This is a genomic window from Myceligenerans indicum (assembly GCF_016742955.1).
Classification (GTDB): domain Bacteria; phylum Actinomycetota; class Actinomycetes; order Actinomycetales; family Cellulomonadaceae; genus Myceligenerans; species Myceligenerans indicum.
Genome location: NZ_JABBYC010000048.1, coordinates 1 through 25,744, shown reverse-complemented (window position 1 = coordinate 25,744; position 25,744 = coordinate 1). Strand labels below are relative to the sequence as shown.

Sequence of the window (25,744 nt, the reverse complement as noted above, 5' to 3'; positions counted from 1 at the left end):
GCGGGCGGTCGCGGGGGTGCCCACCGGTTGTGGTGGGCACCCCCTCGGCCATCCGGATCAGTGCACGAGCGCCGCGTCCCGGCCCGCCTCCCCGGCCGCGACGGGCTCCGGGTCCGTGCGGCGGCCGTGGGACAGGTACAGGGTCAGCCCCACGAACGCGAAGCCGCCCACCAGATTGCCCGCCACGGTGGGGATCTCGTTCCACACCAGGTAGTCGGCGATCGTGAAGTTGCCGCCGAGCATCAGGCCGGACGGGAACAGGAACATGTTCACGATCGAGTGCTCGAAGCCCATGAAGAAGAACAGCATGATCGGCATCCACATCGTGACGGCCTTGCCGATGACGTTCTTGCTGATCATCGCTGCCGCCACGCCGGTCGACACCATCCAGTTGCACAGCACGCCGCGCACGAACAGCGTGAGCATCCCGGCCGCGCCGTGTTGGGCGTAGCCGATGGTGCGCCCTTCGCCGATGGTGCCGATCGCCTGGCCGACGGCGTCCGGCTCGGAGGAGAAGCCGTAGGTGAAGTAGATCGCCATGAGGACGGCCACCAGGAACGCCCCGGCGAAGTTCCCGACGAACACCAGGCCCCAGTTGCGCAGCATCCGCGGCCAGTTCACCCCGGGCTCGCGCGCCAGCCACGCGAGCGGGACCAGCGTGAAGACGCCCGTGAGCAGGTCGAAGCCCATCAGGTACAGCAGGATGAAGCCGACGGGGAACAGGATCGCCCCGGCCAGTGGGTTCTCCGTGCGCACGGAGACCGTGACGGCGAACGCGGCGGCGAGCGCCAGGATCGCGCCTCCCATGAAGGCGCGGACCAGGGTCTCGCGGGTGGACAGGAAGACCTTCGAGCGGCCGGCGTCGATCATGGCGGTGACGAGGTCGACCGGTTTGACGTAGGACATGAGATGTCTCCCGGGAGGGTCGGGACCCGCGGGCGCGGGCCGGGTTTGTCGGGCCTGCCCCTGAGGCTCCCGTGACGGCCGTTTCCCCCGAAACCCGGGGGCGTAACCACTTCGGCACGGAGATCTCACACGGTGGGCCGCGAGACGGTGAGATCCGGCCCGGTGGGGCCGCCGCAGGCGATCGGCCCGACGCCGGAGCGGCAGGCCCCCGACGCGCTCCGCGCGCCCGACTCGGCGGCCTCAGCCCGGCGCGCCCGGCCCGGACAGGCCCGGGCCGGGATGCGCGGCCCGACCGCGCTCAGGCCGGCCCGCCGAGTTCGGGCGGAACGTCGTCGGCATGCTGGACCACCAGGGAGGTCACCGCGCGGGTGAGGCAGACGTACAGGCGGCGCAGCCCCGTGGTGCGATCGGGTTCGCCGGCCACGATGCCGGCCGGGTCGGCCAGGACGACGTGGTCGAACTCCAGACCCTTGGCCAGCGACGCCGGGACGAGGTCCAGGTGGGCGTCGAACTCTGTCGCGTCGGACCCTGTCGCGTCGGACCCGGTGGCGCCGGACCCGGTGGCGCCGAGCCCGGCGCGCCCGCCCGGGTGCTCGCCCCCGGCCTCCGCGTGGCTGCCCGGCGCGTCCCCGCCGCGCTCGCCCGGCTCCTCGCCGACGACGGCGTACGCCAGTCCCGCCCGGGTCAGGTCCTCGCGGGCGGCGCGAAGGCCGGCGTCGGGCACGATGACGCCGACGGAGCCCTCGGCGCCGGCGATCCCGGCGACCACGGTGTCGAGGGCGCCCGTGGTGAGCGTGAGCTGCCCGCGGGCCCGCCGCACGGCGACGGGCGGCTGGAGGCGCGGGGCGATGTGGGGCAGGAGGCGTGCCGCGAAGTCGATGACGTCACCCGGCACGCGGAATCCGGCGGTGAGCTCCTCCACGTGACCGCCGGGCTGGCCGAGGTGGTCGAGCGCCTCGGCCCACGACGTGCTCGCCCACGGTGTGGTGGCCTGGGCGAGGTCGCCGAGCACGGTGAGCGAGCCGGTGCGGGCGCGTCGCCCCAGGACGCGCAGCATCATCGCGGACAGGTCCTGGGCCTCGTCGACGACGATGTGCGCGTGGGTGCCGGTGCGGTCGAGCAGGTCGGCGATCTCGTCGAGCAGGACGAGGTCGGCGCCGGTCCAGCGGGCCGCGCCGGGCGTGCGGGGCGGGCGGTCCCACAGCAGGGTCTGCTGCTCGGCGGGCGTGAGGTCGGCGCCGGCGGCGGTGGCGAGGAAGCCGGGGTCGGACAGCAGCCGGTGCAGCAGCGCGGCCGGCTTCACGGGCGGCCACAGGGCCGCCGCGTACCGGCGCACCGCGGGGGTGCGGGCGATCCGGTCCCACGCGGTCTCGTCCAGCGCGTCGCCCGAGGCTTCGATCTGCACCAGGATCTGGTGCGCGAGGGCGTGCTGGAGGTGGTCGCGCCCGGTGTCGTACCGTGGCTCGCGGGCGACCACCCGCATCATCGCCTCGCGCGCCTCGGTGGCCTGGACGCGCCAGCGGCGCGAACCGCGGGGCAGCACCAGGGCCTCGGCGGGCTCGACGAGATGTGACCACAGGGCGCGGCGCAGCACGCCGGCCATCCGCGCGTCGCCCTTGAGCGTGGCGACGCCGGCGGGCTCCTGGCCGCGCAGCCTGCCACGGCCGGCGACGAGTTCGGGCAGGGTGGTCTGGGTGGCGTCGATCTCGCCGAGCGCGGGCAGGACGTCGCGGATGTATCGCAGGAAGGACCGGTTGGGCCCGACGACGAGCATTCCGCGCCGGGTCACCTGCTCGCGGTGCGCGTAGAGCAGATAGGCGGCCCGGTGCAGGCCGACCGCCGTCTTCCCCGTCCCGGGAGCGCCCTGGACGACGACGGTCCGGTCGAGCCCGGCACGCACGATGACGTCCTGCTCGGGCTGGATCGTGGCGACGATGTCGCGCATCGGTCCCGTGCGGGGCCGTTCGATCTCCGCCTCCAGGATCGCGCTGGGCGCGGCGTCCTGGCCGGCGGTGCCGTGCCCGGCGCCGGATCCGGGCCCGGCGCCGGGCCCCGTCACGCCGTCGTGGTCGCGAGCGCCGAGGGTCTCGTCCTCGTACCCGGTCAGGACGCCCCGGGCGAAGCCGTAGCGGCGGCGGGTGGCCAGGCCCATCGGCTCGGCGCGGCTCGCCCGGTAGAAGGGCACGCTCACGGGGGCACGCCAGTCCACGACCATGGGCTCGCCCGCCGGGTCGGACACGTGGCGCCGGCCCACATGGAACGTCTCTCCCCCGCCGGCCGTGGTGTGATCGATGCGCCCGAAGAACAGCGGCACCTCGGGATCGTCGGCGAGCTGCGCCAGGCGGCGGGCGAGCGTCGCCTCCAGCACCTCGGCGCCGAACGCGTCGCCCGCCAGGCCCGTGCCGAGCGCGGCGGTGCGCTCCCGCATCAGGGCGAGGTTCTCGCGGGAGCGCGCGAGGAAGTCCTGCTCCCGTTCCAGTTCCCCCGCGACGTGCGGGCCGGGCTCCTGGCGGGCCTGTGTCCCCTGGTCGTGGCGGCCGGGCGTCCCCTGGTCCGTCGGAGCTGCGGCACGAGACACGGGAGACCTCCGGAAGGAAGACGGTGAGGGGGAGCCGCACGACCTTACGCGATCCGGCGCGGGCCCGCCCAGGGTTTTCTGCCGGCGCCCGGTTGCGGGTTCCGGGGCCGCACGCGCTGCGCGGCCAGGAGCCTTTGAGATCGCGCGCGGGGGCGGGTGACGTTGGTGTGGTCGGGGGTTGGTCAGGCTCCCAGGCGCGCGGCGCGGCGTACCAGGAAGGCGCGCGCGGGAGGGTCGGTCGTCAGGGCGACGGCCTTGTCGTAGGCGGCGGGCGCGGCGGGGTCTCCCGCCTCGGCGAGCAGGTGGGCGCGGACGGTCCACCAGGGCTGGAACCGTTCGGCCGTCGTGTCCGCCGCCCGGAGCGCGTCGAGCTCGGCGAGCCCTGCGCGGGCACCGTCCACCCGGCCCCGCACGGCCGCGAGGGCGACGCGCCCGCCGAGTGTCGGAGCGACCGTCACGAGGGCCCGGTGGAGGGTGAGCAGTGCCGGCCAGTCGGTCACGCCGGTGCGGGCGCGGGCGCAGTGGACGGACTGGATCGCCGCTTCCAGCCGGAAGCGGCCCGGTGGGTCGTCCCCGGCGAGGGCGCGCCGCAGCAGGGCGTCCCCCCGGGCGACCAGTGCGTGGTCCCACAGCGCCACGTCCTGCTCCTCCAGGGGAACCAGGGCGCCGTCGCGCACCCGCGCCTCGGATCGTGCGACCGAGTGGCACAGCAGCGCCGCCAGCCCGAGGGGCTCGGGCTCGGGCAGCAGGTCCGCCAGGAGCAGGGCGAGCACAAGGGCTTCGCCGGTAAGGGAGTCACGCACCTCGGGTGCGGCGCCGCGCCAGTCGATCGCGTACGCGCCGTAGACCGCCTCAAGCACGGGTGGCAGACGGTCCGGCACGTCCTGGCGGCCGGGGATGCGGAAGGGGATGCGGGCGTCGCGGATGCGCCGCTTGGCCCGCACCAGACGCTGGGCCATCGTCGGGGCGGGCACCGCGAACGCGCGGGCGATGTCGCGGGCCTCGACGCCGAGCACCGTCTGGAGCATGAGCGGGGTGCGGATCCCGGCCTCGACGGCGGGGTGGGCACAGACGAACAGGAGTTCCAGGCGCCGGTCGCCGATCTCCCCGGGGTCGGGAGTCTCGGGACCGACGGCGGGCTCCGCGGCGGAGGACACAGCGGCGGACGGCACAGCGGCGGACGGCACAGCACCGGACAGGGCGGCGCCGGATCGCGCGGCGCCGCGCAGCAGGTGGCCGCCCGCGCCGCCGTCGGGCAGCGGCACGTCGCGGGACGAGGCCGCCTTGTACAGGTCCCGCAGCCGGTTGCGGGCGACGGTCAGGAGCCAGCCGTCAGGGTTGCGCGGCACGCCGTCGCGCGGCCAGGTGGCCAGAGCACGCTCGAACGCGTCGGCGAGGGCGTCCTCCGCCCGCGCGATGTCGCCGTCACGTGCGGCGAGCAGCGCGAGCAGGCGCCCGTACGACGCCCGGGCCGCCGCGCCGGCCGCGGCCCGGGCGTCGCTGCCGGGAGAGGTCACTCCTGGTCTTCCCCCGTGGTCCAGGCGCCGTGGGCGAAGTGGGTCGCGGACGGGCGCACCTCCACGGCGCCCCACTGGACCGAGGGTGCCTTGGCCGCCCAGGCGAGGGCGGCGTCGAGGTCCGGTACGTCGATGACGAACGTGCCGCCGAGCTGCTCCTTCGTGTCGGCGAAGGGCCCGTCCTGGACGCGCAGCTCGCCGTCGCGCACCGTCACGGTGGTGGTGGCCGACGACGGCTGGAGCACCTCGGCGGACAGCAGCACTCCCGCACCGTCCAGGGCCTTGGCGTAGGCGTCGAAGGCGTGCTGGGCCTCGCTCCAGCCCTCGGCGCCGACGTCCTCGGGAGTCATCTCCGGGTAGTGCAGCAGGATCGTGTAACGCATGATGTCGTTCCTTCCAGTGTCGCGGAACCGCGTGGACACCGAGGTGACGATCGAGCGCACGGCCGATCGACAGTTACGACGACACTACCGCGGGCCGGCACGGCGGGGTTCGGAGCAGGCCGGACCGCGACCCGACGGGACGGTCACGACACGGTCCCGATCGCGCAGCACCTGCGCGGCCCCGCCCCGGTTCACCAGGTGGCGGCGAGGCGATCCGTGTAGGCCTCGCCCCAGGCGTCCAGGCTCCGGACCAGACCGGCCAGGGACTCGCCGAGCGGGGTGAGGGAGTACTCGACCCGTGGCGGGACCTGCGGGAACACCTCACGGTGCACGATGCCGTCCGCCTCCAGGTCGCGCAGCTGCCGAGTCAGCACCCGGGGTGTCACCGGACCGACCGCCCGGTTCAGGGCACCGAACCGGAGCGGCCCGCCCAGCAGGTGCTTCACCACGGTCATCTTCCACGCCCCGCCGACGACGGCGATCGCCACCTCCACGGGACACGCCTGGGTCGCACGGCGGACGGGCTCACGCATCGGGGGCAGGGGCTCCGGCACAGCCACTTCCGGCACCACCTCGGGTTCCATGAGTTCACTCCCGTCAGAATGCGGTGACCTGCACACTATCCATTTGGTCACTACAGGACCAAGAAGTGCGTACTTGTCCTCAGCGTAGCGTCGCGCGAGCCTGGGCACAGCACCTTGTCGCCACCGCGCGAAGGAGAACCTCACCATGCGCATCCTCTGGGTCCTCGCCCATCCCGACCCCGCGTCCCTCAACGCACGCCTGCGGGACGCCGCCGTGCCTCGCCTGCACGAGCTCGGGCACGAGCTCGTCGAGTCGGACCTGTACCGGATGGGGTTCGACCCGGTGCTGACCACGGCTGACCTGCTCGGCGAGCCACCGCTGCCCGGCACGCCGGTCTCCCACTGGCAGCGCACCGGCCACGAGCAGGGCCGTCTCGCGGCCGACATCCGTGCCGAACAGGCCAAGCTCCTCAGGTCCGACCTGATCGTGCTCCAGTTCCCGCTGTGGTGGTACGGGCTGCCCGCGATCCTCAAGGGCTGGATCGACCGGACCCTGGTGGCGGGATTCGCGTTCGGGGTCGTGGATCCCGACACCGGAAAGGTGCGCAAGTACGGCGACGGCGGACTGGCCGGCCGGCGCGGCCTGGCCGTGGTCAGCGCGGGCGACCGGCCCGGCGCGCTCGGACCTCGCGGCATCAGCGGCCACATCGACGACGTGCTCTGGCCCCTCCTGCACGGCACGTTCCACTACACGGGGACCGCACCGCTGCCCGCACACCTGCTCAGCAGCGTCCACCACCGGACCGGCGCGTGGTTCGAGCACGAGGTGGACCGCCTCGTCCAGCGGATCGACGGGGCCGGGACGGAGACACCCATCCCCTACCGCACCCTCGCGGGCGGCGACTACGGCCCCGACCACGCCCTCCGTCCGGAGATCGCCCCCGGGTCCACCGGCAACGAGGCTCATCTGGCACCGGCCGCCGGGTGACGTGGCCGGACACCGACGCGCAGGCCCCCTTGCACTCATTGGCTAATGGGCGTAGCTTTACGGCTATGGATACAACCTTCAACATCCTGCGGCGGCCCGAGGGCGCCATCGCCTTCACCGACGCGGGCTCCGGCCCGCTCGTCGTGGCCGTGCCCGGCATGGGCGACCTGCGCGCCACCTACGACGACCTCGCACCCGCCCTGGTCGACGCCGGATACCGGGTCGTCGTGACCGACCTGCGCGGTCACGGCGACTCCGACACCACGTTCACCACCCACGGGGACGACGCGACCGGTACCGACCTCCTCGCGCTCGTCGAGCACCTCGACGCCGGTCCCGCGATCCTGCTCGGCAACTCCATGGGCGCCTCCGCCGCCGTCTGGGCCGCCGCGGAACGCCCCGACCTGGTCCGCGGTCTCGTGCTGATCAGCCCCTTCCTGCGGGAGACCGCCGGCCCCGCCACGCAGCGTCTGCTGCGGACGGCCTACCGCGTGCTGTTCACCGGGCCGTGGGGCGCCGCGGCGTGGGCCTCTTACTACTCGTCCATCACCAAGGGACGCCGATCCGCCCGGCATGCCGAGCACGTCGCCGCGGTGCGGCAGGCCATGCGCGCGCCCGGCCACCTGCGGTCGTTCCGCCACCTCGCACTCGCCCTGGACCACTCGGTCGTCGAGGCCCGCCTCGACCAGGTCGGCGCCCCGGCGCTCGTCGTCGTCGGCGAGCTCGACCCCGACTACGCGGACCCCGCGGCCGAGCTGGCCCGGATGACCGGCGCGCTCGGCGCGGAGGGCCTGCTCGTCCCCGAGACCGGCCACTACCCGCAGCACCAGGCTCCCGACGTCGTCGCGCCGGCCGTGCTCCGGTTCCTCGGTGGGCTCACCGGCACCGGGGCGCGACCGGCACGGGACGGGCACCGTGCCTAGGGCCGGCCTCTCCCGGACCGCGGTGGTGCGGCTCGCATGCGACGTGGTCGACGCCGGCGGGCCGCGCGGGTTCGCCGACCTGACCCTCGCGAAGGTCGCCGCCGAGGCAGGCGTCGCACCGCCCAGCCTCTACAAGCACGTGGGCTCGCTCGCCGCCCTGCGGCGCGAGGTCGCGGTGATCGCCGTGGAGGAGATCACGGCCGCGGGAACGTCGGCGACCGTCGGACTCGCCGGGGCCGACGCGCTGCGCGGCCTGGCACGCTCCTGGCGCCGCTACGCCGTCCAACACCCGGGACGCTACTCCGCCACCCAGATCGGCGCCGACCCCGATGACCCGGCCGACGCCGCCCTCCGGGAGGCGGGGACACGGAGCGTGGCGGTCGTGGCCGCGGCTCTCCAGGGCTTCGGCCTCCCCGACGACCGGCTGATCGACGCGATCCGCGCCGTGCGCTCCGGCGTGCACGGCTTCGTCATGCTGGAGCTCGGTGGAGGATTTCGGATGCGCGAGGACGTCGACCGGAGCTTCGACGCGCTGCTGACCATGCTCACCGCCGGCGTGGAGGCCCTCGCCCGCCACGAAGGAACGCCGGGAGACGGCAACGGTCCCGACCGCCTCGGCGACCTTCCCGGACCGGCGACCGCCGGCCGCCCCGCACCTCTCGACGACGCTCCCGGCTCGCCCGGGAGGCACGAACACCCCACTCCCCGGAGGCCCCGATGACCACCACCCGCTGGACCTCGGCAGCTTTCGTGGCAGCAGGTCTCGCCTTCCTCATGTTCCCCGTGCTGCGCCCGTGGCCCGACGAGACCACCGCCACGACCGGCCTCGCCCTGGCGTTCGCCTCGGACCGCTGGGTGATCGCGCACCTGAGCGGGATCCTCGGGCTCGGCCTCCTCGCCCCCGCCCTGCTGGGCCTGCGTACGCTCCTGGCCGGGACCGCCGGAGCCGCCGTGAGCACGTGGGCCCTCGTCACCGCATGGGCCGGCGCCGGCCTGTCGTCGCTGTACTTCGGTGCCGAGATCTTCGGCATCCGCACCCTCGCCGAGGCCGCGCTCCCGACGTCCGACGCCGGCACCATGCTGACCCGCGTGGAGGCGCTGCGGACGCAGCCGTGGGCCGTCACCCTGTTCGGCGCCGGACTGTTCCTGCTCGCCGCGGCAGGGGTCCTGGCCGCCGCCGCCGTGATGCGGGCGGGTGCCGCACGAGGAAGCTGGGCGCGGTGGGCGGGCCTGCCGCTCGCGCTCGGGCTGTTTCTCCTCCTGCCGCAGTTCTACGGCGGCCCGGAGATCCGGATGGCCCACGGCGTCCTCGTCGCGGTGGGCTGCGTCCTGCTCGCCGTCGCCGTCCGGCCGCTCGGCGCTGCGGCCCGCGACCTGCGCACCCGATAGCGTGACGCCCATGTACACGGTGCTCACCGTCGCGTCCGTGGCCCTGCTGGGGCTGTCGGCCGGGGTCTTCTTCGCCTTCTCGTCGTTCGTCATGAGCGGCCTCGACCGTGCGGGCGACCCGGCCGCGGGCGAGGCGATGACCGGGATCAACGACACCGCGGTGCGTCCCGCGTTCATGAGCGTGTTCTTCGGGGCGCTCCTGGTCACGGCCGCCGCCGGCGTCCTCGGGCTCGTCGCCGGGGACGGCCGCGCGGCCTGGGTCCTGGCGGCGGCCGTGGTCTACCTGGTGGGTACGGTCGGCGTCACGGTCGCCGCCAACGTGCCGCTGAACAACCGCCTCCTGGCCGCCACCGACAAGGCCTCCGGCTGGCGCGGCTACCACCGTCGCTGGACGGCCTGGAACCACGTGCGGACCCTCGCCGCGACGGCCGCCGCCGTGCTGGCGACGGGCGGCCTGCTCTGACGCGGCGCCCCGTCACGCCGAGCGGAGCACGTCGGCCAGGCTCATCGGCGGGGTGCCGGTGAGCCGCTCGACGGTGTCGGTCACCACGTCGAGCTCACCGGCCGCGATGGCGGTGTACGTCGACACCCACGCCTCGACCTGCCAGTCCGGCGCACCGTAGGTCTGGCGGGAGGCATAGGCCTCCTCGAGGGTCTCGTCGTGATAGGCGGTCGCCCGGCCCGTCTCCTGTGCGATCACGCGAGCCATCTCCGCGAGCGTGAGCGCCTGGGGCCCCGTGAGGTCGTACGTCCGGCCCTCGTGCACGCTGGCGTCGGCCAGGATGGTGGCGGCCACGCGCGCCACGTCCGCCCGCGCGACGGCTCCCACCCGGCCGTCACCGCCGGGCCCGCGGATGACGCCCTCCTGCCCGGCGAAGAGCGGGAAGACGTCGAGGTAGAACGAGTTGCGCAGGAACGTCCAGCTCATCGACGAGGCGCGCAGGTGCTGCTCCGTGGCCCAGTGGGTCCGGGCCAGCGTGAACGTGGCGTGCGGGCCGGCGCCGAGGAACGAGGTGTAGACCACATGCCGCACGCCCGCGGCGGCCGCGGCGTCGATGAACGTCAGATGCTGCTCCAGCCGGTCGGCGCTCTCGGACGCGGACACCATGAACAGCACCCCGGCCCCGCGCAGCGCCTCGGTCGCGGCGGCACGGTCCCCGTAGGGGGCCTCCACGACGTCGCCGGCACCGGCGGGGGCACGCCCCGCGTCCCGCACGACGAGGCGAAGCGGGAGACCGGAGCCGCGCAGATGCTCCACGACACCGCCACCGATGTGTCCGGTGGAGCCGGTGATCGCGATGGTCGGATGCTGGTTCGTGCGCATGCTTCATCTCATCGGGCCGCGCGACCGTCCGCAACCGGCGCGGGCCGCGGTGGGCTCCGCCCGGGCCGTTCCGCGGCCCGGCGGGCTTCAGGATCGGGTCCGGGCCGCGACGATCCGCAGGACACGGGCGTGTTCCTCGGCCATGCCGAGGTTGGCCAGCCGGGGGTCGTCCCGGGTGCGTCCGCGCAGGACGGCGTCGAGGTAGCGCCGGTCCGCGTCGAGCCGCCTCAGCGGCGTGTCCGACGGCGTCCCGTGGCCCGGGACGAGCACGGTGGCGGCGCGGACGTAGGGTTCGAGACGGTCGAGGCCGGCCAGGTAGGCGTCGACGTCGTCCGGGTCGAACGGCAGCGGGATCTCCAGATCGCTGAGCATGTCCCCCGCCACCAGGACCTTGACGCCGGGCAGCCACAGGGCGCTGTGACCGGGGGCGTGGGCGTCGTGGATCACCACCTCGTGGCGCGGGAGCCTGCCGTGCGGGTCGGGGATCCGTGTCCGGTGGGGGCGGTCGCCGCCGGGCAGAGCGGTCACCCGGCCGAAGAGCGCGCGCACGGCGTCCGGGTAGGGGGCCACGGCGTCGTCGTCGAGCTCGCGGAGCAGGTCGCGCCGGCGGCGGGCGACCACGGCAGCCGTGCCCGATGACGCCCACCGCACCACGCCGGGACCGTACGCCGGGTGCCAGAGCAGATGGTCGTGGTGGGCGTGGGTGGCGAGCCCGGCCGTCACCTCGGCGCCCAGGGACCCGACGTCGGCGCCGATCGCGTTCAGCTCGTCCGGGTCCCACGCCGGGTCGACCAGGAGCGCGGGCCGCCCGCGGGCCGCCGCGGGCCCGGACCGCCCGCCGGCGTCCGGGCCCAGCACCAGGGTCGTGGTCGTGCTCATCCGCCGGCTGGTGCGGACCAGGACGCCGGCGGCGACCTCGGTGAAGGTCACCCCGACACGGTAGCCCCCGAGGGCCGGCCACCTGGGCACGGCCGGCCCCGGCACGCGCTATCGCACGTGGTCCGCGATCGGCAGCGGCAGCACCGCCGCGCCCTCGGCGACGAGCCGTGCCATCTGGTCGGCGCCGTACTCCTGGAAGTGCGTGTCGTCCATGACGCCGTCGGGGAAGGCCGGGTACTGGCCCGGGTCCAGGTGCAGGAACACGTCCTTGGCCGCCTCGGGACCGATCGAGTCGAGGTAGGCGCGCGAGCGGGCCGACAGGTCGATCATCGCGACGCCGGTCTCGTCGACCAGTTCGTACACCTTGTCGACGTAGTCGGGGAACGAGACCCGGAACCGGCCGTCGGAGTCGTGGTCGCGCCGGGAGACCGGGGTGAGCAGGATCGGTGTGGCGCCGCGGGCGGTGGCTCCGGCCATGTAGTCGTCGCGCAGGTACCGCTTGTAGTCGGCGGGCGAGGTGTATCGCTCAGGGTTGCCCGCGCCGGCGTCGTTGTGCCCGAACTGGACCAGCAGGTAGTCGCCCGGCCCGATGACGTCGAGGATGGCGTCCAGCCGCCCCTGCTCGACGAACGAGCGCGAGGAGCGTCCGCCGATGGCGTGGTTCGCCACCGTCGTGCTCGCATCGAAGTAGCCCGCGAGCTTCTGGCCCCAGCCCATCTGCGGGTAGCGGCCCGCGTCGTAGGTCTGGGCGGTCGAGTCCGAGGCGATGTAGAGAGTCGGGGTGCCGTCCGCCGGTGGTTCGTCCACGGGGATCGGGCGCCACTGCTGGTTGGCGGCTCCGGTGGAGTCGTACTGCGAGACGCGGTCCCCGGGCGTGGTGGACCACTCCCACAGGTCGAGGGCCTTGCCGGAGTTGCGGTTGACGAATCGCAGGTAGGTGCCGTCGTCGACGATCTGCCACTGCTGGTTGGCGCCGCCGGTCTCGCTCCACTGGACGACGTCGGCTCCGTTCGCCGTGCTCTTCGCGTAGACGTCGAGGACCAGGCCGCTGTGCCGGGCCTCGATGCGGTGGTAGCCGCCGCCGGCGTCGACGAACCGGAACTGCTGGTTGGCGGCGTCGCCGCGGTCCCACTGCACCAGCATCGCGCCCGCCGACGTGGACCTTCCCTCGACGTCGAGGACCAGGCCGGAGTGGCGTGACTGCAGGACGTACCAGGTGCCGGTGCGGAACGCCGCGTGCGCCGGCGACGCCGTGAGAAGGCCGCCGGTCGCGGCCGCGGCCCCTGCCGCGAGACCGAACAGGGATCTGCGGGTGATTCCGGCCGTGAGCGGGCCGGGGCTGTCGGGAGTGCGCATCTGTGCTCCAGGGGTGTCAGTGGCAGGCTCGGGTGGGCGCCGGCCACGCCGTCTCGGTCCGTGCGAGCGCTACCACCGACCAGGACGGCGTGGCCCGCACGCCGTGGATGCTCCGGCGCGGGACGTCAGAGGTAGCGGTCGAGTATCGGGGCGAGCAGGTCGGCGATCTTCCGGTGCCCGGCGTCGGTCGGGTGGACGTTGTCGTGGGTGTCGGTGGCCGGATCGACCCAGCCGCTCGTGTCGACGAAGTGCACCTTGGCGTCGCCGGCGTCGACACGTGTCTGGACCGCGTCGCGCGTCTCGGTCACGTACCGGTTGCGGAAGACGCCCATCGCGAAGATCTCGGCGTCCGGGTAGGCCTGGCGGACCCGCTCCAGCAGCACGACGTAGTTCTGCCGGAACTCGGGGGTGGAGACGCCGTGGCCGACGTCGTTGGTGCCCAGGTTGATGACGACGGCGGTGGCCTGGTGGGTGGCGAAGTCCCAGTCGTCGTGGTCCGCAAAGGCCGAGGAGCGGCGGAACCAGTCCATCATCCCGTAGCAGCCGTCGGCGGTGCTGACCAGGCAGGCGCCGCCCTGGGCCACCTGGGCGTGGCCCGCGCCCAGCGTCTCGCCGACCAGGTAGGGATAGGCCGTGAAGGGACGGTCGCCGTTGGGCTGGCCCACGGTGATCGAGTCGCCGATGAACTCGATGAAGTCCGCCGGGCGCGCGGTCGACGTCGTCGCGCCGCCCGGGGCGAGGTCGAACCCGCCGAACGCCGCGTCGCCGGTGTACGACCCGGCGCGCTCGCGGAACCCGATACGGACGGTGTGCGTGCCTGCGCCGAGGCCCGAGGCGACGGTGACGTCGCCCGAGACGCCTCGCCGCCACTGCTCGGGTGCGCCGTCGACCGAGTAGTACAGGTCGATGGTGTCCCGCAGGTGGACGCCGATCGAGGCGCCGGTGAAGGCGGCCTCGACGTAGCCGCCGGCCCAGCCCATGGTGCGCCAGGAGCCGTCGGCGGCCCAGCGGCCGTGGTACTGGAGGTTCGGGTCCGAGACCGACCCGTCGCCCGCCTGGCCGCCGCCCCCGACGGGGACCAGGCGCCAGCGCTGCGCCGCCAGGCCGTTGCGGTCGTACTGGGAGACGCGGCTGCCGGGATCGGTCGCCCACTCCCAGTTGTCCAAGGCCTTGCCGGAGTTGCGGTTGACGATCTCGTAGGAGCCGTCGGACTGCTCGTTCAGCTGCCATTGCTGGTTGGTGCCGCCGTTTGCGGGCCACTGGACGATGTCGGCGCCGTTCTCGGTGCTCTTCGCGTAGACGTCGAGGACCTGGCCGCTGTGGCGGGCCTCGATGGTGTGGTAGCCGTTTCCGGCGTCGACGAACCGGAACTGCTGGTTGGTCGCGTCGGTGCGGGTCCACAGGAGGGCCTGGGCGCCGTTCGCCGTCGAACGGCCCTCGATGTCGATCGCGAGCCCGGAGTGCTCGTTGACGACTGCGTACCAGGTGCCGGGATCGACGGCCGCGACGGCCGGGGCGGTGACGCCGGGCAGAACCGCCGTGACGAGGAGCGCGCCGAGGGTGGCGGCGATCCATCGCAGGGGGTTCTTGCGGCGGGAGGAAAGAGAGCGCAACAGTCACTCCGATCTCGTCGTCGAGAATGCGGTGAAACGATACAATCGCCGGTTCACGATAGCTCGTACATCGATGAAGTCAAGGGTTCGGTGCCCGTCCTCATCGTTTCACCGCCGGCGGCCCGACCGTCCGATGAGTTCCGCCCGGCGGCGGCGTCAATCGTTCATGGACTCTCACAACCTCGCGACACGGTACGACGCACCGGAGATGGACTGGGACCTCGTGCGGACCCAGGTCCGTGCGGCCACGGCACCCGGCGCCGGCGGCCCCGGCCGGTACACCTGGTGGCTCACCACGCTCAACGCGGACGGCAGCCCGCACACGAACGCGCTCGGAGCGCTCTGGCACGAGGACGCGGTCTGGTTCACCACCGGACGGAACACCCGGCGCGGTCACAACCTGGCGCGTGATCCGCGCGTGACGGCGTCGGTCTCCGTCCCGGAGTTCGACCTCGTCGTGGAGGGACAAGCCGAGGAGGTCACCGATCCGGAGATCGTCGCCGACATGTCACGGCGGTGGAACGCGGCCGGCGGATGGCCGTGCGAGCCGGACGAGTCCGGGACCGCGCTCACCGCCCCGTACAGTGCGCAGTCGGCAGGTGCGCCGCCGTGGCATGTCTACCGCGTCGCCACGACGTCGGCGCACCTGGTCGCGACCACCGCTCCCTTCGGCGCGATGCGCTGGAACTTCTGATCGCGATCGTCCCGGCGCTCCGCCGAGGAACGGCTTCCCGCCCCTGACGGCTCAGCCGCGGGCGAGGAGTTCCAGCGTGTCGATCACGCGGTTCGAGAAGCCCCACTCGTTGTCGTACCAGGCCACGACCTTCACGTGCCGCCCCTCGGCACGCACCAGCGCCGCGTCGAAGATCGCCGAGGCCGGGTGACCGGTGATGTCGCTGGAGACCAGCGGCTCGTCCGTGTAGTCGAGGATGCCCCGGAGAGCGCCGTCGGCCGCGGCGCGGTAGGCCGCGAGGACCTCCTCGCGGGTGACCTCGCGGGACACGGTCGTGTTGAGCTCCACCAGGGAGCCCACGGGCACCGGCACGCGGATGGAGTCACCCGACAGCCTGCCGTCGAGGTTCGGCAGCACCAGCCCGATCGCCTTGGCCGCTCCCGTGGTGGTGGGCGCGATGTTGACCGCGGCGGCCCGGGCGCGGCGCAGGTCGCGATGAGGCCCGTCCTGCAGGTTCTGCTCCTGGGTGTAGGCGTGCACGGTGGTCATGAAGCCGTGCTCGATGCCGGCCAGGTCGTCCAGGACGGAGGCCAGGGGCGCCAGAGCGTTCGTGGTGCAGGAGGCGTTCGAGACGATCACGTGCCGGGCCGGGTCGTACGCGCCGGTGTTCACGCCGTAGGCGAGCGTGACGTCGGCGCCCGCGGACGGGGCGCTGACCAGCACCCGGCGGGCGCCCGCGTCGAGGTGGGCACGGGCCGCCTCCGCGGAGGTGAACCGGCCGGTGGACTCCAGCACGATGTCGACGCCGAGTTCGGCCCACGGCAGCTTGGCGGGCTCGCGCTCGCCCAGCACGCGGATGCGGCGGCCGTCGACCAGGAGGTCGCCACTGTCGACCTCCACCGGGCGGCCGAGGCGGCCGAGCGCCGAGTCGTACCTGAGCAGATGGGCGAGCGTCTCCGGCGGGGTGAGGTCGTTGACCGCGACCACGTCCAGGTCGCTGTCACGCTCCAGCAGCGCGCGGAGGGTGTTGCGGCCGATGCGGCCGAATCCGTTGACGGCGATGCGAGTCATAGGGGTTCCTTTCGTCGCCTCCATGCTCGGCGGCCCGGCCCGCGACCGAAAGTGGCTCGAACGCCATGGACCGCAAGGATCACGCCCGATCTTTCGCCACTGACCGCAAGGATCTCGCCACCGGCGGCGTCAGGGGGCGAACGTGTGCCGGTACTCGGTCGGGGACGTGCCGAGAATCCGCTGGAAGTGCAGCCGCAGATTCGCCGCGGTGCCGAGCCCCACCTTGTGCGCGATCTGCTCGACGCCCAGGCCGGTGCGCTCCAGCAGCTCGCGCGCCAGGTCCACCCGGGCGCGCAGCACCCACTGCATCGGCGTGTAGCCGGTGTCGGCCACGAAACGCCGGGAGAAGGTGCGCGCCGAGACGCGCGCGTTGCGGGCGAGATCGTCGAGGGTCAGAGGCTCGGCGAGATGGGTCAGCGCCCACTCTCGCGTCTCGGCGAACAGGTCACCCAGCGGCTCGGGCACGCTGCGCGGCACGTACTGCGCCTGTCCCCCGCTGCGGTAGGGAGCCGCGACCAGCCGGCGGGCGACGTCGTTGGAGAGCCCCACGCCGTGGTCACGGCGCACCAGATGCAGGCACAGGTCGATGCCCGACGCGGCGCCCGCCGAGGTGAGCACGTCGCCCTCGTCCACGAACAGCACGTTCCCGTCCACCTGTACGCGCGGGTACTGTCCGCGCAGCGCCGCCGTGTAGTGCCAGTGCGTCGTGGCCCGCTTGCCGTCGAGCAGGCCGGTGGCCGCGAGCGCGAAGGCGCCTGTCGAGATGGCCGCGAGCCGTGCTCCGCGCGCGTGGGCGGCGCGCAACGCGTCCACGACGACCCCTGGTGGCGCGGTGGTGGCCGGCGCGCGGTAGCCGGGGACGAACACCGTGTCGGCGCGTTCCAGCGCGTCGAGGCCCTGGGCCACGTGGTAGGACAGTCCGTCGCCGCCGGTGACCAGTCCGGGCGCAGCTCCGCACACCCGCACCTCGTACGGCATGCTCGGCCGGTGGGAGAACACCTGCGCCGGGATCCCGACGTCGAGAGGCTTCGCACCTTCCAGCACGAGCACGGCGATCTGGTGGTTCCTGCGACGGGACGCGCTCACCCCAGGGATCCTAGGCGGATGCGCGACCGGGATCCTTCCGGCCGCCCGGCCCGCTTCGCCTGCCGCCGCCGGGCGCGGGGGCGTCGTCGGCCCGGCCGGTGCGCAGCAGGGCGTGGATGAGGGACTGGGCGTCGTGGGGTGCGGTGTGGCGGCGGCCGTTGACGAAGAGGGTGGGGACGGCGGTGATGTCCATGGCCTCGGCGTCGAGCATGTCGTCGCGCACGCGTGCGGCGACGGCCGGGGAGGTGAGGTCCTTCTCGAACTTCTCCAGGTCGAGGCCGAGCCGGTCGGCGCGCTCCAGGATGTCGGTCGGCTGCTGGTGTTCCTGGTCGGCGAACAGGGCGCGTTCGAACTCGAAGAACTTTCCCTGTAGCGCGGCGGCTTCGGAGGCCTCGGCGGCGGCGACGGCGTTGGGGTGGTAGCGCAGCAGGGGCGCGTGCCGCCAGACGTAGCGCAGGCTGCCGCCGAGCTCACGGACGACCTCCTGGATGGTGCCGGCGGTCTTCAGGCAGAACCCGCACTGGAAGTCGCCGTACTCGACCAGCGTGAGGGGCGCGTCGGCAGGGCCGAAGACGTGGTCACGCTCCGGGTCGACGGGCCGTTGCAGCACCTGCCCGACCTCCGCCTCCCGGGGGGACCGTTCGGTCACCCGGAAGACGATCGCCGCGATCCCGAAGGCCAGCACGGACGCGAGCAGGACACCGACGCGGGCCTGGTTCTGCACCGCGGGGTCGGAGATCGCCAGGTCGACGATGAACAGTGACAGCGTGAAACCCACGCCGCACAGTGCCGCCCCGCCCGCGACGCGGCCGGGGGTGAGCCCCGGACCGAGTTCACCGACGCCGAACGCGCGCACCAGCATCGTCGACCCGAACACGCCGACGAACTTGCCCACCACCAGCGCGACGACGATTCCCCAGGTCACCGCGGACGTCGCGGCGGCCGTGAGGACGTCGCCGGAGATCTGCACCCCGGCGTTCGCGAGGGCGAACACCGGCAGGATCACGAACGAGACGTAGGGCGCGTAGGCGGACTGCAGGCGTTCGTTGATGGAGATCGACTCCCGCAGGCTGTTGGCGGCCGCGCGGGCGTACTGGGTGGTGGGCGACTGCCGGAACGTGCGGGCGAGCCTCAGCGCGTGCTCCACGTCCCGCCTGCTGGGCCGGTACACGGGCACCAGCAGCGCGACCGCCACGCCCGCGAGAGTGGGATGCACCCCGGAGGCCAGGAACGCGAACCACACGATGATCGCCAGCGTCGCGTAGATGGGACCCCGCCCGGTGGGGACGTACCGCGTGAACCAGATCCCGGCGAGCCCGGCGGCCGCGACCAGGAGCGGCTGAGGGGTGAAGTCACCGGTGTAGACCAGCGCGATCACCGTCAGGGCGCCGATGTCGTCGACCACGGCCAGCGCCAGGAGGAAGATCCGCAGCCGCCCGGCCGCCCGCGGGCCCACCAGGGCCAGGCCCCCGACCAGGAACGCGGTGTCGGTCGAGATGACCACTCCCCACGCGTTCGCCCACCCGGTGTCCCGGGCGATCAGGACGTACAGGAGGCTCGGCACCAGCAGGCCGCACACCGCGGCCACGACCGGCACCACGGCCCGGCTGCGGCTGGTCAGCTCACCGATCGCGAACTCCCGGCGCACCTCCAGCCCGACGGTGAAGAAGAACACCGCCATCAGCGCGTCGTTCACCAACGCGTGCAGGGTGAAGTCGAGGTTGAGGTCGGCCACCCCGATCGTCAGGTGCGTGTCCCAGAACGCCTCGTAGGTGCCGTGGGACCCGTTCGCCCACAGCACGGCCAGCAGCGTGCCCGCCACCAGCAACAGCGCCCCGGTCCGGTTGGGACCCATCGCCCGCACCCAGGAGGCGATCGTGGGACCCCGTGCGCGGCCGGGATCGGTCCGCTCGGGATCGGGCGACCGGTCGATGACGACGAGTGACGACATGGCCCTGCCCTCCAGCCCTAGAGTCCCCGGCGGGTGAGCCAGTCGAGCGCGGCGTCGGCGAGAGTGCGCCAGCCCTGGTCGAAGGGCGCGCTGTGGCCGCGTTCGGGGTACTCGACGAGTTCGGTGTCCGCGGCGGACGGCGCGTAGAGCTGGTGGGCGGCCCGGACCACGACGGCCGGCACCGTGTGGTCCTTGCCCGCGGCCACGAGCAGCAGCGGGCCTCGGTCGTCGCGGTGGGTGTCGACCGAGGTCGGTGCCCTTCGGGTGAAGTTGGCCGAGGATGCCTCGAACAGCGGGCGGCCCGGCCCGGGGATGGCGAAGCGCTCGTACAGCTCCGCGGACTCGGCACGGGGCAGGGCGTTGCCGAAGGAGTAGGCGAACTGCTTCTCGGTCAGCGCTACGGTTCGCTGCTTGTTCCGGGGATCGGACAGGACCGGGAAGCTGGAGCGCAGCAGGCTCAGCGGGAGCACGCGGATGCCCTTGATGGGCGCCGGTGAGATGGCCGCGGCCGCCGTGGCGTGCCCCCGCTCCAGCAGCTTCTGCGCGATCAGCCCGCCGAAGGAGTGCCCGACGACGACGGGCGGGGCGCCCAGGGCGGCGAGCACGTCGGTGTAGGCGTCCGTGATCCTGTCGACGCCGACCCCCGCCATACCGGTGGAGTCCTCGCGGGTGGCGGGCGCGGTCTCCGCGTCACCGGGCCATCCCGGAGCGCTCGTCTCGTACCCCTCCTTCTCGAAGTGCTCCTGCCAGGGCGCCCAGGACGCGGAGTGGATCCACAGCCCGTGGATGAAGACCACATGTCTTTTCATCGCCGACCTCACCTGTGCAGCACGGACCTTCCGACCTGCACGACGCTAGGCGGCCGGTGTTGACGGCGGGTGGATCGCCGGTGGATCGCGACCGTCAGCCGCGGCCCGGGTCCTCGTCCAGCTCCTGGAGGAACGCGTCGGCGCGCTGGACGAAGAGGTGGGCCTGCTGGTGTGCGGACACGCGTCTGGCCAGCTGTACGGCTTCCCGCACCGCGGCGGCGGGCCGGCCCTGCGCCTGTCGCAGCCGTGCCCGGAGGAGGAGCAGCAGCCCCTGGGAGTAGCGCTGGCCGTATGCCCTCAGACAGTGGTCGGCGCGGTCCATGGCCGTGGCCGCGCGGGGCACGTCGCCGGCAGCAAGGTGCATGTCGCCGAGGAGTGCGTACCAGGTGGAAACACACGAGCGGACGGGGTCGAGCAGGTTCTTCTCGATGATTCGCTCGGCTTGTTCCGCCGCGCCCGCGGGGTCGGTACCGGTGAGAGCCCGTCCCCAGCACCGGGCGAGACGCTGGTAGGTGCCGAGGAACACGTAGGAGAAGTCCGGGTCGACGGCGATGCCGCGCTCGGCCGCCTCCATCGCGGCCTGCGGATCGCCGACGATCACCGCGATCCTCGTGCTCATGGTCGCCCACACGGTGACCGTGTAGTGGTCGGTGCCCGCTGCCTCCAGGCGGTCGAGCAGGACCTGCGCGCCGGGAACGTCGCCGTGCAGTGCCGTGGTCTCGGCCAGGAGCCCGGTCATGAGGAGCTGCAGGTCGAACTGCACGGGATTGTCGTCACGACCCGCGGCGTCCGCCAGGAGGGTCTCCTCCGACCGGCTCAGGTAGCGGAACGCCTCACCGATGTTGCCCAGGTCCCACTGGTGGATGCCCCACGCGTGCAGGCCGTAGGTGCGCACGATGGGGTGCGGTGAGGACTCACCGGTGGTGAGCAGCCGGCGCGCCAGTCGGCCGGTCTGCTTCAGGTCGATGCCCTGCGCGTACGCCGCCCAGCGCGAGTAGAGGAAGCCGGCTGCCTCCGCGTCGCGGCCCAGGCTGCGGGCGACGAGTTCGGCACGCTCCAGCAACTCCACCTCCGCGCCCGCATACATCGACCGCATCCCGATCACCGCGATCAGCTCCGACAGGGCCGCGAGCTCCCGCTCCGCGAGACCGGCCGAGCGCGCCACCTGGACGGCCAGCCGCAGGTCCTGCTCGGACGCCTCCAGCGCGGACTTGGCCGCGGCACGGCGGCCCGAGCGCAGCAGAGCCCGCACGGTCCGGGAGGGTTCCGCCAGCGGCCCGGCCGCCCACAGGTGGTGCGCGATCTGCTCGGGGGCGGACTCGCCGGCGGCCGCGTCTTCCTCCAGCGCGTCCGCCACGCGCAGGTGGAGACGGCTCGCGTGGCGCGGCGGGGTGGCCTCGGAGACCGACTCCCGCACCAGGTCGTGCACGAAGCGCACCGCATACGGGTTGCCCCTCACGGGCACCAGGAACCCGAGGGTCTCGGCGGGCTCCACCCCGGCGAGGCAGGTCCCGCCGCCGACGTCCGCGACCCGCGCGAGCAGGCCGAGGTCGACCTCCCTGCCGATGAGGGCGGCGATCTCCAGCAGGTTGCGGGACTCCTGGCCCAGGCCGGCCATTCGGTCGCGGACGACGTCGCGCACGGTCGACGGCACCCCGGACCGTGCCGCGAGCCGTCCGAGGGCCGGGCTCGCCGTGGCCAGCAGCCGGGACAGCTCGCGGACGAAGAACGGGTTGCCCGAGGTCCGGGCGTGGATCGTCCGGACGGTGTCGGTGTCCGGCGTCCGCCCCAGCTCGCGGCGCACGAGCTCGGCCACGTCCGGCGCACCGAGCGGGCCGACCCGCAGCCGGCGGTGGCTCGGCGTCCGGCCGGCACGGGCCAGGGTCCGGCCCAGTTCGGAGCCGGGCGCCGGCGCCCGGTCACGCAGCGCGCCGAGCAGGAGGAGCCCGGGCGGCCGGGCCTCGGCCAGATGGCTGAACATGCCCAGTGATGCCGTGTCCGCCCAGTGCAGGTCGTCGACGACGAGGAGGACCGGGCGGCGCGCCGATACGTGGCCGATCAGCCCGACGATCCTCTCGAACAGGCGGAACTGGCCGTTGCCGCCGGGAAGCACCTGCGCGGTGAGGGCGCCGTCGCGCGGCTCGAGGAAGTCACCGATCCCGTCCGCCCGCCAGGCCTCCCGCTCCGGGAGGCTCAGGCCCTCCAGGACGGCGCCGACCACCTGCGCCCAGGGCCACATCGACGGGGTGCCCTCGCCGTCGGTGCAGCGGCCCCAGGCCACCAGGGCGCCTCGGCCGGCGGCGTCACCGGCCACCTCCTCCATCAGGCGCGTCTTGCCCACTCCTGGTTCGCCCTCGACGACCACGAGCTCGGTACCGCCCTGCGACGTGCGTTCCAGGGCGTCGCGCAGGACGGTGAGGTCCGCGACGCGGCCCACCAGGTCCTCACCCGACCGGGCCGGGGCCGGCGCCCCGCCCTCACGCGGCGAGCCGGTGCCCGCTGCCGAACCTGCCACGGTCACGGGTGCGGCCGACTGTCGAAGCACCCGCTCATGGGCCCGCTCCAGCACGGCACCCGGGTCGATCCCGAGCTCGTCGACGAGCCGCTCACGCACCGCCCGGAACACCGACAGCGCCTCGGCCTGCCGACCGGCGGCGCCCAGCACGGACACGAGGGCGGCCTGCACCGGTTCGTGCAACGGCCCGATCGACGCCGCAAGCTGCAACGGGGCCAGGACCCGCTCCGGGGTCCCGGCCGCCACGGCGAGTTCCGCGGCCGCGGTGCCCGCGTCCAGGAACTCGGCGTCCAGGCCGGCGAAGACGGGCACCGCCTCGGGCCCGACCGCCAGGCCGTCCCCCGCACGGCCCTGCCAGAGCTCCAGCGCGCGGGAGTAGTGGTCGAGAGCCTCCTCCGGACGGTCCCGCCTCTTCGCTTCCCGCCCGGCGACCCAGAGCTGCCGGAAGGCCACCAGGTCCAGGGTCGCGGCGTCGGCCGCGCACAGGTAGCCGCTGCTCCGCCCCACCAGGTAGGTGCTCGTTCCCCGAGCCGGCAGCTCGGGCTCGAGCAGACGGCGCAGCGCGCCCACGTACTTGTGGATGACATTGACGGCACTCGCCGGGGCGCTGTCTCCCCAGATGAGCTCGACCAGCTCGGCCTTGCTGACCGGGACGCCGGCCCGCGCCAGCAGCAGGGCGAGAAGGTACGCCTGCTGCCGAGGTCCGGCGTCCAGCTCCTCGCCGCCACGCCACAGACGCAACGGGCCGAGGATCTGCAGCCGCAGGGCCGCGTCCCGGGACGACCCGGTCCGCGCACCGGTGAGGACGAGTGATGTCGTGGTGGCCACTTCCATCAGCACCCTGGTTCGAACCGACAGATGCCCCTGCACGTGTTCCCTGCGCGGCCACGGCGGTACAGCCTCCGAACCGCCCTCGCCCGTCCCACCGACTCTAGCGTCCCGGGACGAGAGCCGCGAGGACCCTGCCGCACGGTGTCCCCGGACCGATCAACGAACCGTCCACCGCACCGTGACTATCCTCGGGGGACGCCGCCCGTGGCCCCGGCGTGACCGGGACCGCGGCACGGGACCATGACACCGGTACCGGCATGGCGTGCTGCGTCCGAAACGGCTGAACGGGAGTGACGAATCGTGGCGGTAGACCTCGACCCCCTCATCGACCCTCAGATACCTCCGAGCGGCACCGGGTGCCGTGACTGTCTGGAGACCAGCACCGGCTGGTGGTTCCACCTGCGTCGATGCGCCACCTGTGGGGTTGTCGGGTGCTGCGACAGCTCACCCGCCGGGCACGCCACCCGGCATGCACGGGCGTCGGGGCACGCGATCGTCAGGAGCTTCGAGCCGGGCGAGGACTGGTTCTACGACTACCGCACCGACCGGTTGGTCGACGGGACCGACCCGGCTCCCCCGCTCAGCCGCCCCGTCGACCAGCCGGCCCCCGGTCCCCTCGACCGGCTTCCGGAGAACTGGCGCCAGCTGCTGCGCTGAGCCACCTCACGGCGCGCCGGGCCACCTCAGGTGTCGGCCGCCTGAGCCTGCTCACGAACCTCCTCCTGCGCGAGCATCAGGTGCACGGAGGCGACGGCGCCCGCACCCTCGCCGACCGCCGACGCGACCCGTTTCACCGACCCGGCGCGGACGTCGCCGGCGGCGAACACCCGCCGCAGGTTGGTCTGGAACGGAAGTGCCTGGCCCCGGGCGGAGGGGTGCTGGGCCAGGCGCGTCCCGGTGAGCAGGAACCCGTGGGTGTCCTGCGCGAGCGCGCCGAGCCACCCTGTGTCCGGGTCGGCCCCGATGAAGCAGAAGACGGCGGCGCTCTCGGACTCCCGGTCGGCCGCGTCCTGACCGCGCAGGACGACGCCGCTCAGCGCGCCGTCACCGGTCAGGCCGACCACCTGGGTCCGTGCCCGGACCCGGACCCTCGGATGGGCCTCGAGACGGTTCGCGAGATAGGCGGACATGCTCCGGCGGATCCCCTCGCCCCGGACCACCAGGTCGACCTGCGAACCGCGCGAGGCCAGGAACAGCGCGGCCTGTCCCGCCGAGTTGGCTCCGCCCACGACGGTGACCGGCCTGGCGGCGCAGTCACGGGCATCGAGTTCCGTGGCGGAGTAGCGCACGTGACCCAACCGCTCGAACTCCTCCAGCCGGGGCACCGCGAGACGGCGGTAGTGCGCCCCCGTGGCGATGATCGCCGCCCGCGCCCGCACCCGCGTCCCGTCCGCCAGGGTCACGGCCGGTCCGCCGCCGGTCACGTCCAGGCCCACCACGTCGCACGGCGCATGAAGCTGCGCGCCGAACCTCACCGCCTGCAACAGGGCCAGCCGGGTCAGCTCCTCCCCGCTGACCCCGCGCGGGAAGCCCAGGTAGTTCTCGATCCGTGAGCTCGTGGCGGCCTGCCCGCCCGCGCCGACGGAGTCGAGCAGTGCGGTCCTGAGCCCTTCCGACGCCCCGTAGACCGCGGCGGCCAGGCCCGCGGGCCCCGCACCGACGACCACCAGGTCCATGTCGCGGCCGGAGTCGTCGTAGCCGAGGCCGACCGCCTCGGCGACGTCGTGCGTCGCCGCTCTGCGCAGCACCTGCTCCGCGGTGATCACGGCAGGCAGGTCGGCCGGACCGAGGTCGTACGCCGTCATGAGCGCCTGGCCCGGGATCGACCCGGACTCCACCGCGGTGTGGGGGAGCATCAGCCGGGTGGCGAACATCCGCAGGGCGCGGGTCTCGGCCGAGTTCGCCGCGCCGATGATCTCCAGCACGCTGCCGGCCGTCCGCTGCACGATCCGGCGGCGCGCGATGAACGCCTCGACGAGCACGTCGGCGATGTCTGCGTGCTCGCTCAGGACGGCACGGAAGCTCTCCCCCGAGATGCGCACCACCGTGCCCGCCTGCCGGACCCGCGCGGTCAGGAACACCGACTGCCCCGTGAGCAGGCTCAGCTCGCCGGTGAAGTCGCCGGGGTGGCGCGAGTACACGATCCGCTCGGGCTCGGTCGCCGTCGCGTCACGGACCAGGTCGACCACCGCCGACTCGATCAGGAACAGGTCGTACCGGCGGTCCCCGGTCGCATAGAGCACGTCCCCGGAGGCAACCCGCTCCCGTTCGCCGTACGCGGCGAGGCGCCGGAACTGGCCGGCGTCCAGCGGCGGGGTTCCCGCCTCCCCGCCCTCGGGCGTCCGGGCGCCGTCCGCCCGAGCCGTGCCCCCCTGCACGTCACCCGCACCCTGTCTCTTATACACATCTGACGCTGCCGACGATAAGG

Annotated in this window: 22 protein-coding genes; 7 read left to right on the top strand and 15 right to left on the bottom strand. The window is 73.6% G+C overall.

Features of this window, described 5'->3' with window-relative positions:
- Nucleotides 1-57 precede the first annotated feature (57 nt).
- From HGK34_RS18450 to HGK34_RS18430, 5 genes are all read right to left on the bottom strand, one after another.
- Nucleotides 58-906 carry a formate/nitrite transporter family protein gene (locus tag HGK34_RS18450; RefSeq protein WP_201850103.1) on the bottom strand — a complete coding sequence of 283 codons (849 nt, stop codon included), beginning with the start codon at nucleotides 904-906 and terminating at the stop codon, nucleotides 58-60.
- A gap of 298 nt (nucleotides 907-1,204) precedes the next feature.
- Nucleotides 1,205-3,484, bottom strand: coding sequence for a HelD family protein (locus HGK34_RS18445; protein WP_307816089.1), 2,280 nt, complete (start codon nucleotides 3,482-3,484; stop codon nucleotides 1,205-1,207).
- 182 nt (nucleotides 3,485-3,666) lie between these two features.
- Entirely contained in the window at nucleotides 3,667-5,001 is a 1,335-nt protein-coding gene (locus HGK34_RS18440; protein ID WP_201850102.1) for an RNA polymerase sigma factor, read from the bottom strand.
- Nucleotides 4,998-5,384, bottom strand: a complete 387-nt coding sequence (locus HGK34_RS18435) for a YciI family protein (RefSeq protein ID WP_201850101.1) — start codon at nucleotides 5,382-5,384, stop codon at nucleotides 4,998-5,000. Before HGK34_RS18435 ends, HGK34_RS18440 begins: the two co-directional genes overlap by 4 nt.
- 191 nt (nucleotides 5,385-5,575) lie before the next feature.
- On the bottom strand, nucleotides 5,576-5,968 hold the full coding sequence (locus tag HGK34_RS18430) for a winged helix-turn-helix transcriptional regulator (RefSeq protein ID WP_280517961.1): 393 nt from the start codon (nucleotides 5,966-5,968) through the stop codon (nucleotides 5,576-5,578).
- Nucleotides 5,969-6,113: 145 nt separating this feature from the next.
- Here HGK34_RS18430 and HGK34_RS18425 point away from each other — a divergent pair, with 145 nt between their 5' ends.
- From HGK34_RS18425 to HGK34_RS18405, 5 genes are all read left to right on the top strand, one after another.
- The gene (locus HGK34_RS18425; RefSeq protein WP_201850100.1) at nucleotides 6,114-6,896 is read left to right on the top strand and encodes an NAD(P)H-dependent oxidoreductase; all 783 of its coding nucleotides are present in this window, start codon (nucleotides 6,114-6,116) and stop codon (nucleotides 6,894-6,896) included.
- 65 nt (nucleotides 6,897-6,961) lie between these two features.
- Entirely contained in the window at nucleotides 6,962-7,819 is an 858-nt protein-coding gene (locus tag HGK34_RS18420) for an alpha/beta fold hydrolase (protein ID WP_201850099.1), read from the top strand.
- Nucleotides 7,812-8,540, top strand: a complete 729-nt coding sequence (locus HGK34_RS23650) for a TetR/AcrR family transcriptional regulator (RefSeq protein WP_307816087.1) — start codon at nucleotides 7,812-7,814, stop codon at nucleotides 8,538-8,540. The genes HGK34_RS18420 and HGK34_RS23650 overlap by 8 nt, the downstream gene beginning before the upstream one ends.
- Nucleotides 8,537-9,208 carry a hypothetical protein gene (locus HGK34_RS18410; protein WP_201850098.1) on the top strand — a complete coding sequence of 224 codons (672 nt, stop codon included), beginning with the start codon at nucleotides 8,537-8,539 and terminating at the stop codon, nucleotides 9,206-9,208. The genes HGK34_RS23650 and HGK34_RS18410 overlap by 4 nt, the downstream gene beginning before the upstream one ends.
- 10 nt (nucleotides 9,209-9,218) lie before the next feature.
- A complete protein-coding gene (locus HGK34_RS18405) occupies nucleotides 9,219-9,671 on the top strand; it encodes an anthrone oxygenase family protein (RefSeq protein ID WP_201850096.1) in 453 nt (150 codons plus the stop codon).
- Between the two features lie 12 nt (nucleotides 9,672-9,683).
- Here the strand turns inward: HGK34_RS18405 and HGK34_RS18400 are convergent, their stop codons facing one another.
- The 4 genes from HGK34_RS18400 to HGK34_RS18385 form a co-directional block, all read right to left on the bottom strand.
- Complete coding sequence (locus HGK34_RS18400; protein ID WP_201850095.1) at nucleotides 9,684-10,532, bottom strand: SDR family oxidoreductase; 849 nt, start codon at nucleotides 10,530-10,532, stop codon at nucleotides 9,684-9,686.
- Nucleotides 10,533-10,619: 87 nt separating this feature from the next.
- Nucleotides 10,620-11,462: an MBL fold metallo-hydrolase gene (locus tag HGK34_RS18395; RefSeq protein WP_307816085.1), complete on the bottom strand. Its 843-nt coding sequence runs from the start codon at nucleotides 11,460-11,462 to the stop codon at nucleotides 10,620-10,622.
- 57 nt (nucleotides 11,463-11,519) lie between these two features.
- Nucleotides 11,520-12,767, bottom strand: a complete 1,248-nt coding sequence (locus HGK34_RS18390) for an RICIN domain-containing protein (RefSeq protein WP_201850094.1) — start codon at nucleotides 12,765-12,767, stop codon at nucleotides 11,520-11,522.
- Nucleotides 12,768-12,892: 125 nt separating this feature from the next.
- Complete coding sequence (locus tag HGK34_RS18385) at nucleotides 12,893-14,380, bottom strand: RICIN domain-containing protein (protein WP_201850093.1); 1,488 nt, start codon at nucleotides 14,378-14,380, stop codon at nucleotides 12,893-12,895.
- Between the two features lie 166 nt (nucleotides 14,381-14,546).
- On the opposite strand from HGK34_RS18385, the gene HGK34_RS18380 reads away from it, so the two are divergent.
- Complete coding sequence (locus HGK34_RS18380; protein WP_201850092.1) at nucleotides 14,547-15,074, top strand: pyridoxamine 5'-phosphate oxidase family protein; 528 nt, start codon at nucleotides 14,547-14,549, stop codon at nucleotides 15,072-15,074.
- A 51-nt stretch (nucleotides 15,075-15,125) separates the two neighbouring features.
- Here HGK34_RS18380 and gap read toward each other — a convergent pair whose 3' ends face one another.
- The 5 genes from gap to HGK34_RS18355 all read right to left on the bottom strand — a co-directional run bounded on the left by gap (nucleotide 15,126) and on the right by HGK34_RS18355 (nucleotide 23,319).
- Nucleotides 15,126-16,124, bottom strand: coding sequence for a type I glyceraldehyde-3-phosphate dehydrogenase (gene gap, locus HGK34_RS18375; RefSeq protein ID WP_201850091.1), 999 nt, complete (start codon nucleotides 16,122-16,124; stop codon nucleotides 15,126-15,128).
- A 129-nt stretch (nucleotides 16,125-16,253) separates the two neighbouring features.
- Nucleotides 16,254-17,210 (bottom strand): GlxA family transcriptional regulator, encoded by a 957-nt coding sequence (locus tag HGK34_RS18370; protein ID WP_307816084.1) that lies wholly within the window; start codon nucleotides 17,208-17,210, stop codon nucleotides 16,254-16,256.
- Between the two features lie 10 nt (nucleotides 17,211-17,220).
- Nucleotides 17,221-19,161: a Na+/H+ antiporter NhaA gene (gene nhaA / locus HGK34_RS18365; RefSeq protein ID WP_201850090.1), complete on the bottom strand. Its 1,941-nt coding sequence runs from the start codon at nucleotides 19,159-19,161 to the stop codon at nucleotides 17,221-17,223.
- Nucleotides 19,162-19,178: 17 nt separating this feature from the next.
- Nucleotides 19,179-19,970 (bottom strand): alpha/beta hydrolase, encoded by a 792-nt coding sequence (locus HGK34_RS18360; RefSeq protein WP_201850088.1) that lies wholly within the window; start codon nucleotides 19,968-19,970, stop codon nucleotides 19,179-19,181.
- Between the two features lie 94 nt (nucleotides 19,971-20,064).
- The gene (locus HGK34_RS18355) at nucleotides 20,065-23,319 is read right to left on the bottom strand and encodes an ATP-binding protein (protein WP_201850086.1); all 3,255 of its coding nucleotides are present in this window, start codon (nucleotides 23,317-23,319) and stop codon (nucleotides 20,065-20,067) included.
- A 297-nt stretch (nucleotides 23,320-23,616) separates the two neighbouring features.
- Here HGK34_RS18355 and HGK34_RS18350 point away from each other — a divergent pair, with 297 nt between their 5' ends.
- Complete coding sequence (locus HGK34_RS18350) at nucleotides 23,617-23,973, top strand: UBP-type zinc finger domain-containing protein (protein ID WP_201850084.1); 357 nt, start codon at nucleotides 23,617-23,619, stop codon at nucleotides 23,971-23,973.
- Nucleotides 23,974-23,999: 26 nt separating this feature from the next.
- Here HGK34_RS18350 and HGK34_RS18345 read toward each other — a convergent pair.
- Nucleotides 24,000-25,744, bottom strand: a 1,745-nt coding sequence (locus tag HGK34_RS18345; RefSeq protein WP_307816082.1) for an FAD-dependent oxidoreductase, incomplete at its 5' end; no start/stop codon positions are given.

What these genes read in the sequence shown, in the direction of transcription:
- HGK34_RS18355 (WP_201850086.1), bottom strand. Translation starts at nt 23,319, where the DNA reads ATGGAAGTGGCCACCACGACATCACTCGTCCTCACCGGTGCGCGGACC.
- HGK34_RS18400 (WP_201850095.1), bottom strand. Translation starts at nt 10,532, where the DNA reads ATGCGCACGAACCAGCATCCGACCATCGCGATCACCGGCTCCACCGGA.
- HGK34_RS18450 (WP_201850103.1), bottom strand. Translation starts at nt 906, where the DNA reads ATGTCCTACGTCAAACCGGTCGACCTCGTCACCGCCATGATCGACGCC.
- HGK34_RS18410 (WP_201850098.1), top strand. Translation starts at nt 8,537, where the DNA reads ATGACCACCACCCGCTGGACCTCGGCAGCTTTCGTGGCAGCAGGTCTC.
- HGK34_RS18380 (WP_201850092.1), top strand. Translation starts at nt 14,547, where the DNA reads ATGGACTCTCACAACCTCGCGACACGGTACGACGCACCGGAGATGGAC.
- HGK34_RS18430 (WP_280517961.1), bottom strand. Translation starts at nt 5,968, where the DNA reads ATGGAACCCGAGGTGGTGCCGGAAGTGGCTGTGCCGGAGCCCCTGCCC.
- HGK34_RS18405 (WP_201850096.1), top strand. Translation starts at nt 9,219, where the DNA reads ATGTACACGGTGCTCACCGTCGCGTCCGTGGCCCTGCTGGGGCTGTCG.
- nhaA (WP_201850090.1), bottom strand. Translation starts at nt 19,161, where the DNA reads ATGTCGTCACTCGTCGTCATCGACCGGTCGCCCGATCCCGAGCGGACC.
- HGK34_RS18390 (WP_201850094.1), bottom strand. Translation starts at nt 12,767, where the DNA reads ATGCGCACTCCCGACAGCCCCGGCCCGCTCACGGCCGGAATCACCCGC.
- HGK34_RS18425 (WP_201850100.1), top strand. Translation starts at nt 6,114, where the DNA reads ATGCGCATCCTCTGGGTCCTCGCCCATCCCGACCCCGCGTCCCTCAAC.
- HGK34_RS18360 (WP_201850088.1), bottom strand. Translation starts at nt 19,970, where the DNA reads ATGAAAAGACATGTGGTCTTCATCCACGGGCTGTGGATCCACTCCGCG.
- HGK34_RS18420 (WP_201850099.1), top strand. Translation starts at nt 6,962, where the DNA reads ATGGATACAACCTTCAACATCCTGCGGCGGCCCGAGGGCGCCATCGCC.
- gap (WP_201850091.1), bottom strand. Translation starts at nt 16,124, where the DNA reads ATGACTCGCATCGCCGTCAACGGATTCGGCCGCATCGGCCGCAACACC.
- HGK34_RS18435 (WP_201850101.1), bottom strand. Translation starts at nt 5,384, where the DNA reads ATGCGTTACACGATCCTGCTGCACTACCCGGAGATGACTCCCGAGGAC.